We start from the raw sequence: 16,695 nt of genomic DNA on the forward strand, positions 1-16,695 counted from the left end.
GAAACAAATCGTTTAGAATAAAGCATGCGCCGCCCTCCCCAACCTCCGCTCGACCACCGCGACAAACCCGTCATCTGGACCGTTTCCGTCTCGCGGCTGTTCGACCTGTTCCGCGACATCACGCTCGAATACGACGACCTGGCGACGATCGAACCGATCAACCTGGGCTTCGACGACGCCGTGCGCCACATCCGCGAACGCATGGCCACGGAGCGCTGCGACGCCGTCATCGCGGCCGGTTCCAACGGCGCCTACCTGAAAGGCCGGCTGTCGGTGCCCGTCATCATCGCCAAGGCCAGCGGCTACGACGTGATGCAGGCGCTGGCGCGCGCGCGGCGCATTTCGCCGCACATCGGCGTCGTCACCTACCAGGACCCGATGCCGGAACTGGCCGAATTTGCCGCCACTTTCGGCTTCCGGATCGCGCAGCGCACCTACGCCACCGAGGAAGACGCGCGCGCGCAGATCAATGAACTGAAGGCCGAGGGCGTCAAGGCCATCGTCGGCGCGGGCCTCGTCACCGACCTGGCCGAGGAAGCGGGACTGGCCGCCGTCTTCGTGTATTCGGCCACGGCCATCCGGCGCGCCTTCGACGATGCGCTGGAACTGGCGCGCCTGACCCAGATCGAATCGAACCGGGGGCGGCGCGCGGTGGTGACCGACACCCTGCGCGCGCGCCATGGCCTGCACGATTTGCGCGGCGAATCGGAGGCGATGGAAGGGCTGCGCCAGTCGGTGGTGCTGTACGCCCGCTCGCCGGCGACGGTGCTGATCCAGGGCGAGACGGGCAGCGGCAAGGAACTGGTGGCGCAGGCGATCCACTGCGAAAGCCCGCGCAACCTGGGCGCGAACCGGCCCTTCATCGCCATCAATTGCGGTGCCATCGCCGAATCTTTGCTGGAATCGGAACTGTTCGGCCACGAGGACGGGGCCTTCACGGGCGCGCGCCGGGGCGGCCATGCGGGCCTGTTCGAGGCGGCCAACCACGGCACCCTGTTCCTCGACGAAATCGGCGAAATGCCGCTGGCCCTGCAAACGCGGCTGCTGCGCGTGCTGGAAGAGCGTGAAGTGGTGCGCGTGGGCGGCACGCGGCCCATCGCCATCAATGTGCGCATCATCAGCGCCACGCATTGCGACCTGGAGCAACGCATCCGCGAAGGACGCTTCCGCGCCGACCTGTTCTACCGCCTGGCCGTGCTGCGACTGCATTTGCCCGCCTTGCGCGAACGCGCCGGCGACATTCCCGGCCTGGCCGAATGGTCGCTGAAAAACGCGCTGGCCGCGCTGGGCGCCCGTCCGCACCCCAACCTGCACGCGGAAATCCAGGCTTGCGCGCCGCTGCTGCGCCGCTACGGCTGGCCCGGCAACGTGCGCGAACTGCGCAACCTGGCCGAGCGCCTGGCCCTGTTCCTGGCCGCCGAACCGCTGCAGGCGCTCACTCCCGCCTTCGTGCTCGGCGTGGCGCCGGAACTGGGCAACGCAGGCGGCACGGCGGCACCGGCGCCGGCGACCGCCGCGCCGCGCCTGGAGGACGAAAGCGCCAGCACCGTGCTGGCGCGCTTCGGCGGGCGCCGCGACGCCGCCGCCCATTACCTCGGCATCAGCCGCACCACCTTGTGGCGCCGCCTGCGCGCCGGCTGATTTTTTCACCCAGACGAACAACATCATGAAAGACTGGCCTCACCTGCACGATTTATGGCAGCGCTGCACGGGACACGCCGGCGCGACAGGCAAGCAGGGGCTGGCCCGCGACCAGCGGGACATCCAGGCCCTGTACGCGCGCGGCATTTCCATGGAAGACGCGCTGCACTTCCTGTATCAGCAACGCCCGACGCTGGAAGCCTTCCAGGCGTGGCTGGCTGGCCGCACGCGCGTCCGTCCGGCGCACGCCGCCAGTCCCCACCAGGACGTGCTGTCCGCCGCCGAGCTGCGCCATTTCGACGAGCACGGCTATCTGGTGCTGCGCGGCGCCGTGCCGCGCGCGCAGTGCCTCGCCGCACAAACGGCCATCTGGGACTACCTGGGCGCCTCCCCCGACGAGCCGGCATCGTGGTACCGGCCGCACCCGGGAAAACGGGGCCTGATGCTGCAGTTTTCCGACCATCCGGCCCTCGAGGAAAACCGCCACGGCGCGCACATACGCCACGCCTACCAACAATTGTACGGCGTCGGCACCGGTATCTACGCCAGCATCGACAAGGTGAGCTTCAATCCGCCGGAAACGCCGCAGCACCGCTTCCTTGGCAGCGCCCTGCACTGGGACGTCAGCCTGCAACAGCCGATTCCGTTCAAGCTGCAAGGCATGCTGTACCTGAGCGACTGTCCGGCGCAGCACGGCGCCCTTCACTGCGTGCCCGGCTTCCAGCGGCACGTGGCCGACTGGCTGCGGCAAGTGCCGCCCGGGCGCCAGCCGCGCGAATGGGCCGTCGAAGACCTGCGGCCCGTGCCCGTCGAAGGCATGGCCGGCGATTTCATCATCTGGCACCAGGCCCTGCCCCATTGCGCCACGCCCAACCGCGGCCCGGCGCCGCGCATGGTGCAATACCTGACCTACCATCCCGAACACTGCCAGGACCAGGATGCGTGGATCTGAGCCACGCATCCCGCCCTGCCGCCGCTCATCCCGCGGCGCTGGCGGCCGAACGCCCGCGCCGCTAGCATGGTCGTCAAGGAGGAGTACCCCATGAAACGTACACTGCAAACATTGATCTTGCTCAGTACCCTGCTGGCGGCTGGCGCCAGCCTGGCCGCCGCGCCCACGGTATTCACGGTCGACGTCACGGGCCAGGGGCGCCCGCTGATCCTGATTCCCGGCCTGGCCTCGTCGGGCGACGTCTGGCAAGGCACGGTGGCGCGCCTGTGCGGGCCGCACACCGCGCGTCAATGCCACGTGCTGACCCTGGCCGGCTTTGCCGGCGTGGCGCCCATCGAAGGCGACTTGCTGGCGCAGGCGGAGCAGCAGCTGGCCGCCTACATCGTGGCGGAAAAACTGGGCCAGCCATCCTCGGGCATAGCCTTGGCGGCTTCCTGGCCCTGAAAATGGCCATCGACCACCCGGCCCGGACGGGCAAGCTGCTGATCGTCGACTCGCTGCCGGCACTGGGCGCGGCGCAAATGCCAGACGCCACGCCGCCGCAGCTGCAAGCCTTGGCAACGCAGATGCAAGCAGCCATGCGCGCACAGGATGACGCCACCTACGCCGCCAGCCAGCGCCGCACCATCGCCGGCATGGCGACGGCGACGGCCGACGTGGAACGCATCATCGGCTGGGGCCAGCGCTCGGACCGCGAAAGCGTCATCAGCGCCATGGGCACGCTGATGGCCAGCGACCTGCGCCAGGACCTGGTGAAAGTGCAATCGCCCACGCTGGTGCTGGGCACCTGGATCGCCTACAAGGACTATGCGCCGCGCGCCGCCATCGAAGCGACCTTCCAGCAGCAGTACCGCCAGTTGCCGGGCGTGCAGATCGCGCTGGCCGACACGGCGCGCCACTTCATCATGTACGACCAGCCGGACTGGATGTATGCGCGCATCGAACAGTTCCTGGACTAAGCGGTGAGCGCGCCCGTGCAACGTCCGCCGCTGCTGGCCAGGATCAACTGGTACTGGACCTTCCAGCTGGCCGGCTGGGGCGCGCTCGCCCTGTTCAACAGCGTGTATGGCGGCTCCTCGCAGCTGCGCATCTCGTGACGATTGCCTGCTGGGGATCGCTGGACGGGCTGCTGCTGTCGCACCTGTGGCACGGCGTCCTGCGCCGGCGCGGCTGGGCGGCGAACGGTTTGCGCTGGAAACGCATCGTGCCGGCGCTGGCCCTGCTGGCCCTCATCCAGACGGCCAGCGTGACGGCCGCCTTCCACGTCATGTATCCGCCCGATGTCTTGCGCGGCCTGGCCTGGCTGCCCGGCGCGCTGCTGTTCTGGTTCGGGGTCTTCCTGACCTGGACGGTGTTTTACTTCACCGCGCTGTCGCAAGGTCTTCATCAAGGATGGGGAACGCTGCTGGTTTGTCGCGTTTGACGATATCCGCCTGCTGGAATCGGAAGGCACACACACGCGTGCATTTCGGCGCGCAGCAGCCGCTGATGCTGCGCACCAACCGGCGCCAGATCGTCAACCTGGCGCAGGTGGCGCAAGTGGCGCCGAACGCCGCCGACGGCCTCGACCTGCGCCTGCTGGACGGCAGCGTGATCGAGGTGCCGCGCCGCCGCGCGCAGCAGTTCAAGGCCGCCTGCGGCCTGTAGCCGGACTACTTGAGCGCGGGGATCGGCTGCGCCTGGAACGCGGGGCGCGGCTGCTCCTTGAGCTTTTTGCCAGCATGTCGAGCGCCACTTCCAACTGGCGGTCGGCGCCATTGAAGGTGGCGTGCGGCGGATTTTCCACCTCAACGTCCGGCACCACACCCACGCCTTCGATCAGCCACTGGCCGTCGATGCCGAACTGGCCGTTTTCCGCCACGCGCGCCATGCCATTGTCGGCCAGGCGCGTATTGTCGCTCAGCCAGACGCCGGCGCCGGCCGTGCGCTTGCCCACCAGCGGCGCCAGTTTCAATGCCTTGATGCCGGCGGCGAAGGTCTCGCCGTCGGAATACGTGAGTTCATCGACCAGCACCACCAGATGGCCGCGGAAGGTGTTCTGCATGTTCGACGACGGCTGCACACCCGGCGGCGCCCAGTAGGCCCAGGCCTTGCGCAGCAGTTTTTCGATGATCCAGCTGTCGATATTGCCGCCGTTATTGCGCCGCACGTCGATGATCAGGCCTTCGCGGTTGATGTTGGCGTAAAAATCACGCGCGAACGAGGCGATGTCATTGGCCCCCATGGCGCGCAGGTGCAGGTAGCCGATGCGTCCCTGCGAGACGGTGGCCACCTGCTCGGCGCGGCTCAATTCCCAGTCGCCATAGCGCAGCGCCGTCTGTTTAGCCATGTTGACGGGCGTGACGATGACGGCGCGCGGCGCGCCCTTGCCATTACCCCGCTTGACCTGCAACAAGACCTGCTTGTCGGCCTGGTTCAGCAGCAGGTCGCTGATGTCGCGCACGCCCAAGACGTCCTTGCCGTTGACGGCCGTGATCACGTCGCCTTCGCGCACGTCGACTTCGGGCCGCGACAGCGGTGCGCGCGCCGATGGCAGTTCCGCCTCGCTGCGGTAGACATGCTCGACCCGGTAGCCCTCGTTTGTCCGCGCCAGCACGGCGCCCAGGCCCGCCGGCGCGCCTTCCTGCTCCGTGCGGCGCAATTCGCCGGGACGGATCTGCGAATGCAGGGCGCCCACTTCGGCCACCATCATGCCCAGCACGTCATTGAGCTCGGCCCGGTCCGTGACCCGCTCGACCAGCGGCGCATACTTGTCGCGCGCCGCCTTCCAGTCCACGCCCCGCATCTTCGCGTCGTACAGGAAATCGCGGTGCAAGCGCCAGGCATCGTTGAACATCTGCTTCCATTCCAGGCGCGGGTTCGACACAAACGTCCAGTCGTCGACTTTTACCTTCGCCTTTGACAGGTCGGACGGCAGCTTGGCGCCCGCCTCGATCACCAGCATCTCGCCCGGGCCCGTAGCTGCCGCCGTGCGGTAATACAAATGCTTTTTATCCTGCGCCAGATCGAATTCACGCACGTTGGCCACCAGCAGTTCCGGCTTGGAGCCGGTATTGCCAATCGCCAAAGTCTTCAGGCTGGACTTGTTCTCGCCGCTTTCCCGTTCGAGGAAATACAGGCGCTTGTCATCCATGGCCAGCGCGCTGTAATTGCCCGCCGCCAGCGGTACTTCGTACAGGCGCCCGGCCAGCCCCTTGAAGACGACGTCCGGCAGGGCGGCCGGCGCTTTTTTCACGGCCGTCTTGCCGCCCGCCTTTTCCAATGCCTTTTCCGCCGCCGATTCGGCCGCCTTTTCATCATCCGTCTCGGCCGGTTTTACACCCGGACGGCTCAGCTCATCGTCGGGCTGGAAGGGGAAACGGTTGCCCGGCTGCAGCGCCAGCGCATACACGCCGATGCGCTTGTCGAACACGGGGCCCATGTTGCGGTCGCCCCACGGTGAACCGTTGGCCAGCTGGAAATTGCGCGCCGACATGAAATACAGCCAGCGCCCGTCCGGCGAAAACACGGGCGAAGCGGAGGTATAGCGGTCGCTGGTGACGAACTGCAACTGCTTCGATGCGAGGTTATACAGGCCGATCTGCTCGCGCTGCTCGTTGCTGGCCACGCGTACGATGGCCAGGTGACGGCTGTCGGGCGACCATTGCACTTCGTCGTGCTTGTCCACGCCCGCCTTGCCCGCATCATCGATCAACTGGTTGCCCCTGGTGGCCAGGTCCAGCAGCCAGAAACGGCCCTTCTTGTCCGTGTGCGCCAGCCAGCGCCCGTCCGGCGACGGGTACAGCTTCCAGCGGTGATTGTCTCCCTGCGTCGTCAGTTGCTCGCCCTTGCCCGAGCCATCGGCGGCGTACTTCCAGATTTCGTTCTCTCCGCTCGTGTCGACGATGGCGAACACGGATTTCTCGTCGCTGGAAAAGACGGCGTCGCGCGCCCGCGCCCCTTCGGGAATGGCGATGTCGACGCGGCGCTGACTGCCCGTGCCGGCGATGCTGACGCGCCCGCGAGCGGTGAGGATGATGCGCTCATCCTTGCCGGACAGCTGGACATTGCTCAGGGTATCGAGCGGCGAGCGGATCTGGCGCGCGCGCTGCTGGTCGAAATCGGACACGAGGCTGATCGGCAATGGCGATGAGTCCATCCCTGCGGCCAGGTCCAGTACCCGCAGGTCTGCGCCCAATTGATACACAATCTTGCCGTCGCCCAGCTGCGCGTTGCGCACGTCCCACTGCGTGTGGCCGGTCAAGGCGCGGCGGTCGGAGCCGTCGGGCAGCATGCTCCACAGATTGTCGCTGCCGCCCGCGTCGCTGATGTAATAGACGCGGCCCTGCCACCACATGGGGCGCTTGTTGTTGCCCGCCAACACGGCAGGCTCCGTATGCATGGGCACAGCCTCGCCCTTGCCGTCGAGCTCATAGCGCCACAGCGTGGCATGCGCGCCGCCCCGGTAGTTGCGTACATTGTCGTTGGTCATGGCCAGGCCGAAACGCGTGAAGAACAGCGTCTTGCCGGCATCGTCGAGCACGGCGTCGTTGGCGTCGGCCACGGGAAACACGCGCCGCGTCTGTTTCACGGGATCGATGGCGGCGACGATGCGGCGCGAGGCGGGACCGTCCGTATTTTGCGTGCTGACCAGCACTTCGCCCTGCGCCGTCCAGCCCAGCACCAGCACGCCGCCATTGTCAAAGGAAATACGGCGCGGCAAGCCGCCGGCCAGCGGCATCACATACGCTTCCTGCGCCCCTTCATAGGCGGCGGAAAACGCCAGCCACTGGCCGTCGCGCGAAATCGCCGCGTTCGTTTCATAGCCGGGATGCGTGGTCAAACGCTGCGCCGCGCCGCCGCGTAGATTGCTTTTCCACAAGTCGCCTTCGGCCGTGAAGACGACGGTATCGCCGCGCACGGCGGGAAAACGGAAATAACTGCCGGCGGACGCGGCAGCGGCGGCGTTGCCCAGCAAGCCGGCGGAAAACAACAGGAAGGCAAGAGTACGGGAAATTTTCATGTGAGCATCCAGATAGCGGTCAGGTGGCATGGACATCATGTCGATACCGGACAGCAATTCTGGCATAACTACGGCCAAAGAAAACCTTCTTAAAACCTTCTTTATTGCCCATAAAAACGTAAAAAAACCCGCATCACTTGCGTGCGCGGGTTTTTTGTTGACAGCAGGAAGTTTATTCCACTTCCACCGTTTCCGGTGCCGCCGTCGGCGCCGCGTCTGGCGGTTCCGGGAATTCCAGCAAGACCTGCTCCTTGTCGTCGAGGTCGACGGTGACCCGTCCGCCCGTGACCAGGCGGCCGAACAGCAGTTCGTCGGCCAGCGCCTTGCGGATCATGTCCTGGATCAAACGCGCCATCGGCCGCGCGCCCATCAGCGGATCGAAGCCCTTCTTGCCGAGGAAAGCACGCAGCTTCTCGGTAAACACGGCTTCGACCTTTTTCTCGTGCAACTGCTCTTCCAGCTGCATGAGGAACTTGTCGACCACGCGCAGGATGATTTCCTGGTCCAGCGCGCGGAAGCTGATGGTCGCGTCGATGCGGTTGCGGAATTCCGGCGTGAACATACGCTTGATGTCGGCCATCTCGTCGCCGGCCTGCTTCGAATTGGTGAAGCCGATCGACGTCTTTTGCAGGCTTTCCGCACCCGCATTGGTCGTCATGATGATGATCACGTTGCGGAAATCGGCTTTGCGGCCATTGTTGTCCGTCAAGGTGCCATGGTCCATGACTTGCAGCAGGATATTGAAAATGTCCGGATGGGCTTTTTCAATTTCATCGAGCAGCAAGACCGCATGCGGCTTCTTGGTGATCGCTTCCGTCAGCAAGCCGCCCTGGTCGAAACCGACGTAGCCCGGCGGCGCGCCGATCAGGCGGCTGACGGCGTGGCGCTCCATGTATTCGGACATGTCGAAACGGATCAGCTCGATACCGAGGATGAAGGCCAATTGCTTGGCCACTTCGGTCTTGCCGACGCCGGTCGGACCGGAGAACAGGAAGGAGCCGATCGGCTTGTCCGTCTTGCCCAGGCCGGCACGGGCCATCTTGATGGCCGAGGCCAGCGCGTCGATGGCTGGATCTTGCCCGAACACGACATTGCGCAAGTCGCGGTCGATCGTCTGCAGCTTGCTGCGGTCGTCCTGGTTGACCGTTTGCGGCGGAATGCGCGCGATCTTGGCGATGATGTCCTCGATCTCGGCCTTGCCGATGGTTTTCTTTTGCTTCGACTTCGGCAGGATGCGCTGCGCCGCGCCCGCTTCATCGATGACGTCGATCGCCTTGTCCGGCAGATGGCGGTCGTTGATGAAGCGCGCCGCCAGTTCGGCCGCCGTCGACAGGGCCGAGGCCGAGTATTTCACGCCATGGTGCTCTTCGAAGCGCGATTTGAGGCCGCGCAGGATTTGCACGGTTTGCTCGACGGTCGGCTCGTTGACGTCCACTTTCTGGAAGCGGCGGGAGAGCGCATGGTCTTTCTCGAACACGCCGCGGAATTCCGTGTACGTGGTCGCGCCGATGCACTTCAATTGACCGTTGGCCAGCGCCGGTTTCAGCAGGTTGGATGCGTCCAGCGTGCCGCCCGACGCCGAGCCCGCACCGATGATGGTGTGGATCTCGTCGATGAACAGGATGCCGTTCGGATTATCCTTCAACTGCTTGAGCACGGCTTTCAGGCGCTGCTCGAAGTCGCCGCGGTACTTGGTACCGGCCAGCAAGGCGCCCATGTCCAGCGAATACACGACGGCATTCTGCAGGATTTCCGGCACATCGCTTTGCGTGATGCGGTAGGCCAGGCCTTCGGCGATGGCCGTCTTGCCCACGCCCGCCTCGCCCACCAGCAGCGGATTGTTCTTGCGGCGGCGGCACAGGATCTGGATCACGCGGTCGACTTCTTCCTCGCGGCCGATCAGCGGGTCGATCTTGCCTTCGGCGGCGGCCTTGTTCAGGTTTTGCGTGAACTGGTCGAGCGGACTTTCCTTCGGCTGGCCGTCGACGGGCGCTTCTTCCACGCCTTCGGAGGCTTTCGCGCTTTCCGTCGACTGGTCCTTGCGCACGCCGTGCGAAATGAAATTGACCACGTCCAGGCGCGTCACGCCCTGCTGGTGCAGGTAGTAGACCGCATGCGAATCCTTTTCGCCGAAGATGGCCACCAGCACATTGGCGCCCGTGACTTCCTTCTTGCCGTTCGAGGCGGACTGGACGTGCATGATGGCGCGCTGTATCACGCGCTGGAAACCAAGCGTCGGCTGGGTGTCGACTTCGCCCGTGCCAGGCACGGTCGGCGTGTTATCGCCGATGAAATTGGTGAGGGTCTTGCGCAGGTCCTCTATATTGACCGCGCAGGCACGCAATACCTCGGCAGCGGAGGGATTGTCCAGCAGTGCCAGCAGTAAATGCTCAACCGTGATGAATTCGTGCCGTGCCTGCCGAGCTTCGACAAACGCCATGTGCAAACTTACTTCTAATTCCTGCGCAATCATACTTCCTCCATCACGCACTGCAGGGGTGCCCCGCCTTGCGCGCATGCGTTAAAACGAACTCCACTTTGGTACACGCTATATCTTTAGAGAACACGCCGCACACTCCTTTGCCGTAGCGATGAACACTGAGCATGATTTGCGTCGCCGTTTCACGGTCCTTGTTGAAATACTCCTGAATGATGGCCACCACAAATTCCATCGGGGTGTAGTCGTCATTGAGCAAGGCCACCTGGTAGAGCGGTGGCGGCTTCAGCACTTGCCGCTCCAGCAGGGTTTCTGTGTCGTGCTTGGTTGCCATACGCTTATTCTAATGCTTTCACAGTGGTTGTCATGCGCAATATCTACGCCTTTCCAATTGTTTTCAATCTTACGCGTTTTCTTAATATTGCGCAGATGGCGACCTTGCTGTCAAAATCAAGAGTTGCTTTTTTGGTTCTCGTGAAGAATTTGGCAATATCGATGGAAAAGCGCTTGACTTCATTATTTATTCCGCCAACAATGCTGTATCGACTGTTGCAGTAATGTACAGCTTGATAAGAAGTGAGACGTCGAGGAGGGGGCAAGAAGCTTCTTGCTTTTATGGCTCGTGTGATTTGTTTTAATTTTGAAAGTTCTTTTTATGGCAACAGGTACAGTTAAGTGGTTCAATGATTCCAAAGGTTTTGGCTTCATCACTCCAGATGATGGCGGCGAAGATTTGTTTGCTCATTTCTCCGCGATCAACATGAACGGTTTCAAGACCCTCAAAGAAGGTCAAAAAGTTCAATTCGAAGTCACGCAAGGCCCTAAAGGCAAGCAAGCTTCCAACATCCAGGCAGCCTAAGCATCGCCGGCCCTCAGATGTGAAAAACCCCGTTTCCTTGAAGCGGGGTTTTTTTCGTCCGCAGGGTGCGCTGCACCCTGCCCGCCCCTCTTTTACATGTGCTCGATCATCACCTCGCCGAAACCGGAGCACGACACTTGTGTCGCGCCTTCCATCAGGCGGGCGAAATCGTAGGTGACGCGCTTCGAGGCGATCGACTTTTGCATCGAAGAAATGACCAGGTCGGCCGCTTCCAGCCAGCCCATGTGGCGCAGCATCATTTCCGCCGACAGGATCAGGGAACCGGGATTCACGTAATCCTTGCCCGCGTACTTCGGCGCCGTGCCGTGCGTCGCCTCGAACATGGCGACGGAATCGGACAGGTTGGCGCCCGGCGCGATGCCGATGCCGCCCACTTGCGCCGCCAGCGCGTCGGAAATGTAATCGCCGTTCAGATTCAGGGTGGCGATGACGCTGTATTCGGCCGGACGCAGCAAGATCTGTTGCAGGAACGCGTCAGCAATCGAGTCCTTGACGATGATGTCGCGGCCCGTCTTCGGATTCTTGAACTTGCACCATGGACCGCCATCGATCAGCTCGGCGCCGAATTCCTTTTGCGCCAGCGCATACGCCCAGTCGCGGAAGCCGCCTTCCGTGTACTTCATGATGTTGCCTTTGTGCACGATCGTCACGGAGGGCTTGTCATTGTCGATCGCGTACTGGATGGCCTTGCGCACCAGGCGCTGCGTGCCTTCGATGGACACGGGCTTGATGCCCAGGCCCGACGTGGCCGGGAAGCGGATTTTCGTCACGCCCATTTCATTGACGAGGAAATCCATCAATTTCTTCGCTTCGGGCGAGCCTTGCTGGTATTCGATGCCGGCGTAGATATCTTCCGAGTTTTCGCGGAAAATCACCATGTCCGTCTTTTCCGGCTCTTTCACGGGCGACGGCACGCCCGTGAAGTAGCGCACGGGACGCAGGCAGACATACAGATCGAGCTGCTGGCGCAGGGCCACGTTCAGCGAGCGGATGCCGCCGCCGACGGGCGTGGTCAGCGGGCCCTTGATGGAAACCACGTAATCCTTCAGCACCTGCAAGGTTTCTTCCGGCAGCCACACATCGGGGCCGTACACATTCGTCGATTTCTCGCCCGCGTAGATTTCCATCCAGCTGATCTTGCGCGCGCCGCCGTAGGCCTTGGCCACGGCCGCGTCGATCACCTTGATCATGACCGGGCTGATATCGATGCCCGTGCCATCGCCTTCGATGAAGGGAACGATGGGATTATCTGGTACATTCAGCGAAAAATCGGCGTTGACGGTGATTTTTTGGCCGTCAGCAGGTACAGTGATATGTTGATACATCGTGATCTCCGAAGTGGGACACGCCGCAGGCGGATAACACTGGCCGGCGACGCGCTCTGCGGTTGCAGAGTTTACAAAAACAAGTCCGAACAGGGCGGCAACAACGCACTTTAGCAGGAAAGAACAGCCGGGCCATCCGCGGCGCCAAAGAACCTCGCTGCCATACGGCCCATGTCTTCTATAAGACATAAGACTTATATTTCACATTATGCACCACTATCTTACAGGGCGCCACGCTTTTGCGGCGCCAACCAGCAGCCACCCTCGCCTACATCAATTCCTCTACCAGCATGCCACTCATCCTCTTCAATAAACCATTCCAGGTCCTGTGCCAGTTTTCGCCGCAGGACGGCCGCGCCACCCTGGCCGACCACCTCACCATTCCCGGCATCTACCCGGCCGGCCGGCTCGACGCCGACAGCGAAGGCTTGTTACTGCTGACGGACGACGGCCGCCTGCAGCACGAGATCAGCCACCCGGACCGCAAGGAAGCGAAAACCTATCTGGTGCAGGTCGACGGCGTGCCCGATGCGGCCAGCCTGGCGCGCCTGCAGGCGCCGCTGGACCTGGGCGACTTCATCACCAAGCCATGCAAGGCCGTGCGCATCGCCGAGCCGGACTGGCTGTGGCCCCGCAATCCGCCCATCCGCGCGCGCGCCGACAAGCCCACTTCATGGCTGGCGATCACCTTAAAAGAAGGAAAGAACCGGCAAGTGCGGCGCATGACGGCCGCCGTCGGCCTGCCCACCCTGCGCCTGGTGCGCAGCGCCATCGGCCCGTTCTCGCTGGCCAGCCATCCGCTGTTGCCCGGCGAATGGTGCGAGGTGCCGGCCGAGAACATTGGCAAGGCGTGAACAGGACAAGAAAAACGGTTTCGGTACCGAAATTTTTCCAATAAGCATTATTTATTTTTAGATAATGCATTAAAATCATCCGACCTTAACATGACGGAAAAGGAAAGATGATGACAAAAGTAATATTCACCCTGGCCGCTTCCCTGCTTGCCGGCGCCGCACTGGCCCAGTCGGGCGCCCAGGTGCACGCTTCCGCCGCGACCGATGCCGTCAAGCCGCCACCCGCATCGGCAGCCAGCCACGCATCGGCAGCCACCGATGCCAGCAAGCCCGTGCCGCCGGCGTCGGCCTCCGTCAACGCATCGGCCGCGACGGACGCGGCCCGCTCCGGCGCATCCGCCAAGGCCTCGGCCGCAACCGACGCGCCGCGCCTGATTCCCCAGGCGCGCAAGACGAAGCAGCCGGCCGCTGAAGCGGGCAAACCAGTGAAATAAACGCCGTTCCCGGGGTGACGGCAGCGACCATGTTGCTGTAACCCCACGTTTTCGATGCGGCCAAGCAACACGCTTGACCAGGCGGCCGCCAGCATGGCTTAATCGCCGCTTCGCAGCCGCCCATCCCGCCCCATGAAAAATCCCCTTCGCCGCCTCAGCCTGTCCATCGCCCTGCTGTCTTGCGCCGGCATGGCCCAGGCGCAAACAAAGAGCTTGCAGCTGTCGGCCGGCATGCATCTGATCCAGGCGGAAGTGGCGGCGACAGAAGAGCAACGCGAACAGGGGTTGATGTACCGTGAAAAGATGCCGGCGAATGCGGGCATGCTGTTTGTCTTTGGCAACCCATCGACGCAATGCATGTGGATGAAGAACACGCCGCTGCCCCTGTCGGTGGCCTTTATCGATGCCGGCGGCAAGATCGTCAACATCGAAGACATGCAGCCGCACACGCTCGACAGCCATTGCTCCACGAAGACCGTGCCCGTGCGCTATGCGCTGGAAATGCACCTGGGCTGGTTCAAGCAAAAGAACATCAAGCCGGGCATGAGCATCGGCAACCTGCCGGCGGCACGCTAGGTCGCGCCCCGTCCGATAGCGGACGGGAGCACAAAAAACCCGCAAGAAAACGGTGAAAAACGCGAAAAAACCCGCCAGAACGAATCTGCGGGTTTTTGCTTTTCAACCAGTGCCAGCGTACCGGCACAGGCAAGGCCGCCGTGGCGGCTTGCCTGCTGGCGAATATTAAGCGGACAGTGCTTTCAAAGCGGCTGCCAGACGGCTCTTATGGCGAGCTGCCTTGTTTTTGTGGATGATCTTCTTGTCAGCGATACGGTCGATGGTCGACACGGATGCCTGGAAGATTGCAGCAGCAGCTGCCTTGTCGCCGCCCTGGATCGCTTTGCGAGCAGCTTTGATAGCCGTGCGCAAGGTCGAACGTTGGGACGAATTGTGTGCGTTTTGCTTAACTGCTTGACGAGCGCGTTTGCGCGCTTGTGCGGTATTTGCCATGGAATTTCCTAAAACAGGGTCAAAGTGCGTTTGCAAACATTAGTGTTTGCCAACCGGTGCGTTCTGTGCGTCTGCCGAACCATGTGTGCCAAACCAGTGCCTGTCAAACATTAGTGTCTGCGTAACAGAATTCTGTACAGCCTTCGATTATAGCGATATTTTCAAGCGGGGGCAAATCAAAAAACCGGGTATCGCGTCAAAAACACGTGAAAATGGGCCTGGCAAGGGCGAATCGGCGGCAATTGTTACCATATTTTAACCGTTTGCCAGTACCGCGCCCGGCTATAATCTGGCCCCATGAACTTGCTTAAAACCCTCGCCGCCATTTCCAGCATGACCATGCTGTCCCGTGTAACCGGATTATTGCGCGAAAGCCTGTTCGCGCGCGCCTTTGGCGCCGGCGCCTACACGGATGCCTTCATTGTTGCCTTCCGCATTCCCAACCTGTTGCGCCGCCTGTTTGCCGAGGGCGCGTTCTCGCAAGCCTTCGTGCCGATCTTGTCAGAATACAAGAACCAGCATGGACAGGAAGCGAGCAAGCAATTGGCCGACCATGTGGCCACCACGCTCGTCTGGGCCACCCTGCTCGTCTCCGCCATCGGCATCGCCGGCGCGCCGTGGTTCGTCTACGTGATCGCCACGGGCCTGTCCAAGGACCCGGGCGCCTTCGACGCGGCCGTGTGGATGACGCGGCTGATGTTCCCTTATATTACCTGCATGTCCTTCGTGGCCCTGGCCGGCGGCATCTTGAACACCTGGCGCGAATTCAAGATTCCCGCGTTTACGCCGGTGCTGCTGAATTTATCATTCATCGCCGCCTCGCTGTTCCTCGCGCCATATTTAAAACAGCCGATCTACGCCATGGCCATCGCCGTGTTCGCCGGCGGCTTGCTGCAGGTGGCCATCCAGATTCCCGCGCTGATCAAGATCGGCATGCTGCCGCGTCTGTCGATCAATCCCGCCATCGGCCTGTCCGACGGCGGCGTGCGCCGCGTGCTGAAAAAGATGGGACCGGCCGTGTTCGCCGTCTCGGCCGCCCAGATCAGCCTGATGATCAACACGAGCATCGCCTCGCGTCTGGCCGAAGGCAGCATTTCCTGGCTGTCGTATGCGGACCGCCTGATGGAGTTCCCCACCGCCATGCTGGGCGTGGCCCTGGGCACCATCTTGCTGCCCAGCCTGTCGAAAGCGAACGTGGATGGTGACAAGGCGGAATACTCGGCCCTGCTGGACTGGGGCTTGCGCCTGACCTTTTTGCTGGCCCTGCCCGCCGCCGTCGGCATGGCGACCCTGGCCACGCCGCTGATCGCCACCCTCTTCCATTATGGCAAATTTACGGCCGAATCCGTGACCATGTCGACGCAGCCGCTGGTGGCCTACAGCCTGGGTTTGATCGGCATCATCCTCGTGAAAACCCTGGCGCCCGCCTTCTATGCACGCCAGGACATCCGCACGCCCGTGAAAATCGCCATCGGCGTGCTGATCGCCACGCAGCTGATGAATCTGCTATTCGTGCCCTACATCGCCGTGGCCGGTCTGGCCCTGTCGATCGGACTGGGCGCCTGCCTGAACGCCAGCTTCCTGTACTGGGGCTTGCGCAAGCGCGGCATCTACCAGCCGAAACCGGGCTGGGCCAAGTTTTTCCTGCGCCTGCTCCCGGCGCTCTGCGTCATGGGCGGCGTGGCAGTCCTGGGCGCCACGCGCGTCGACTGGATCGCCATGCAAGCCCATCCGCTGCTGCGGGCAGGCACGCTGGCCCTGGTGGTGGCCCTGTGCGGCGTGGCGTACTTTGCCACCTTGTTCCTCGTTGGCTTCCGCTTCCGCGACTTCAAACGCCACGCGTGACAAGCTGCGCAGGACGTTGTTGCCGGCGTCTCGCCGTACTGGCGTACTGTCTTCGACTTGGCGCCTGGTCCTGCGCAGCCTGTCCAGATTGCGCAGGATGTTGTTGCCGGCGTCTCGCCATACTCGCGTACTGTCTTCGACTTGGCGCCTGGTCCTGCACAGCTTGTCCAGATTGCGCAGGACATTCTTGCCGGAGCTTTGCCGTACTGGCGTACTGTCTTCGACTTGGCGCCTGGTCCTGCACAGCTTGTCCAGATTGCGCAGGATGTTGTTGCCGGAGCTTTACCGTACTGGCGTACTGTCTTCGACTTGGCGCC

At 62.9% G+C, this 16,695-nt stretch carries 16 protein-coding genes and 1 pseudogene; 12 read left to right on the forward strand and 5 right to left on the reverse strand.

Annotation, left to right across the window (positions count from 1 at the left end; genetic code table 11):
• The first annotated feature begins 24 nt into the window (after positions 1-24).
• The 7 genes from prpR to ACRHIG_RS26350 all read left to right on the forward strand — a co-directional run bounded on the left by prpR (position 25) and on the right by ACRHIG_RS26350 (position 4,240).
• Entirely contained in the window at positions 25-1,641 is a 1,617-nt protein-coding gene (prpR, locus tag ACRHIG_RS26320) for a propionate catabolism operon regulatory protein PrpR (RefSeq protein WP_489628418.1), read from the forward strand.
• A gap of 25 nt (positions 1,642-1,666) precedes the next feature.
• Complete coding sequence (locus ACRHIG_RS26325; RefSeq protein WP_489628419.1) at positions 1,667-2,593, forward strand: phytanoyl-CoA dioxygenase family protein; 927 nt, start codon at positions 1,667-1,669, stop codon at positions 2,591-2,593.
• 90 nt (positions 2,594-2,683) lie between these two features.
• Positions 2,684-3,037, forward strand: coding sequence for a hypothetical protein (locus ACRHIG_RS26330; protein WP_489628420.1), 354 nt, complete (start codon positions 2,684-2,686; stop codon positions 3,035-3,037).
• Positions 3,001-3,552: an alpha/beta fold hydrolase gene (locus ACRHIG_RS26335; protein ID WP_489630878.1), complete on the forward strand. Its 552-nt coding sequence runs from the start codon at positions 3,001-3,003 to the stop codon at positions 3,550-3,552. The genes ACRHIG_RS26330 and ACRHIG_RS26335 overlap by 37 nt, the downstream gene beginning before the upstream one ends.
• 15 nt (positions 3,553-3,567) lie before the next feature.
• Positions 3,568-3,690 carry a hypothetical protein gene (locus ACRHIG_RS26340; RefSeq protein ID WP_489628421.1) on the forward strand — a complete coding sequence of 41 codons (123 nt, stop codon included), beginning with the start codon at positions 3,568-3,570 and terminating at the stop codon, positions 3,688-3,690.
• The gene (locus tag ACRHIG_RS26345; protein ID WP_489628422.1) at positions 3,687-4,016 is read left to right on the forward strand and encodes a hypothetical protein; all 330 of its coding nucleotides are present in this window, start codon (positions 3,687-3,689) and stop codon (positions 4,014-4,016) included. Before ACRHIG_RS26340 ends, ACRHIG_RS26345 begins: the two co-directional genes overlap by 4 nt.
• 65 nt (positions 4,017-4,081) lie before the next feature.
• Positions 4,082-4,240, forward strand: coding sequence for a LytTR family transcriptional regulator DNA-binding domain-containing protein (locus ACRHIG_RS26350; RefSeq protein WP_489628423.1), 159 nt, complete (start codon positions 4,082-4,084; stop codon positions 4,238-4,240).
• Here ACRHIG_RS26350 and ACRHIG_RS26355 read toward each other — a convergent pair.
• From ACRHIG_RS26355 to clpS, 3 genes and pseudogenes are all read right to left on the reverse strand, one after another.
• Positions 4,218-7,595 (reverse strand): S41 family peptidase, encoded by a 3,378-nt coding sequence (locus tag ACRHIG_RS26355; protein ID WP_489628424.1) that lies wholly within the window; start codon positions 7,593-7,595, stop codon positions 4,218-4,220. The genes ACRHIG_RS26350 and ACRHIG_RS26355 overlap by 23 nt on opposite strands.
• Before the next feature lie 172 nt (positions 7,596-7,767).
• Positions 7,768-10,068 carry an ATP-dependent Clp protease ATP-binding subunit ClpA gene (clpA, locus tag ACRHIG_RS26360; protein ID WP_475415190.1) on the reverse strand — a complete coding sequence of 767 codons (2,301 nt, stop codon included), beginning with the start codon at positions 10,066-10,068 and terminating at the stop codon, positions 7,768-7,770.
• Positions 10,065-10,366: pseudogene (clpS, locus tag ACRHIG_RS26365) on the reverse strand (ATP-dependent Clp protease adapter ClpS). The gene clpA and the pseudogene clpS overlap by 4 nt, the downstream one beginning before the upstream one ends.
• Before the next feature lie 321 nt (positions 10,367-10,687).
• On the opposite strand from clpS, the gene cspE reads away from it, so the two are divergent.
• A complete protein-coding gene (gene cspE, locus ACRHIG_RS26370) occupies positions 10,688-10,891 on the forward strand; it encodes a transcription antiterminator/RNA stability regulator CspE (RefSeq protein ID WP_010395943.1) in 204 nt (67 codons plus the stop codon).
• Between the two features lie 92 nt (positions 10,892-10,983).
• Here cspE and icd read toward each other — a convergent pair whose 3' ends face one another.
• On the reverse strand, positions 10,984-12,237 hold the full coding sequence (icd, locus tag ACRHIG_RS26375; protein WP_070253571.1) for an NADP-dependent isocitrate dehydrogenase: 1,254 nt from the start codon (positions 12,235-12,237) through the stop codon (positions 10,984-10,986).
• Positions 12,238-12,527: 290 nt separating this feature from the next.
• On the opposite strand from icd, the gene ACRHIG_RS26380 reads away from it, so the two are divergent.
• The 3 genes from ACRHIG_RS26380 to ACRHIG_RS26390 all read left to right on the forward strand — a co-directional run bounded on the left by ACRHIG_RS26380 (position 12,528) and on the right by ACRHIG_RS26390 (position 14,101).
• On the forward strand, positions 12,528-13,091 hold the full coding sequence (locus ACRHIG_RS26380; protein ID WP_096234386.1) for a pseudouridine synthase: 564 nt from the start codon (positions 12,528-12,530) through the stop codon (positions 13,089-13,091).
• Between the two features lie 110 nt (positions 13,092-13,201).
• Positions 13,202-13,525, forward strand: coding sequence for a hypothetical protein (locus tag ACRHIG_RS26385; RefSeq protein ID WP_475415189.1), 324 nt, complete (start codon positions 13,202-13,204; stop codon positions 13,523-13,525).
• A gap of 132 nt (positions 13,526-13,657) precedes the next feature.
• Positions 13,658-14,101 (forward strand): DUF192 domain-containing protein, encoded by a 444-nt coding sequence (locus ACRHIG_RS26390; protein WP_475415188.1) that lies wholly within the window; start codon positions 13,658-13,660, stop codon positions 14,099-14,101.
• A 165-nt stretch (positions 14,102-14,266) separates the two neighbouring features.
• Here the strand turns inward: ACRHIG_RS26390 and rpsT are convergent, their stop codons facing one another.
• Entirely contained in the window at positions 14,267-14,533 is a 267-nt protein-coding gene (gene rpsT / locus ACRHIG_RS26395) for a 30S ribosomal protein S20 (RefSeq protein WP_010395935.1), read from the reverse strand.
• 297 nt (positions 14,534-14,830) lie between these two features.
• On the opposite strand from rpsT, the gene murJ reads away from it, so the two are divergent.
• A complete protein-coding gene (murJ, locus tag ACRHIG_RS26400; RefSeq protein WP_489628425.1) occupies positions 14,831-16,378 on the forward strand; it encodes a murein biosynthesis integral membrane protein MurJ in 1,548 nt (515 codons plus the stop codon).
• Positions 16,379-16,695 lie beyond the last annotated feature (317 nt).

Source organism: Janthinobacterium sp. C22 (assembly GCF_057919405.1).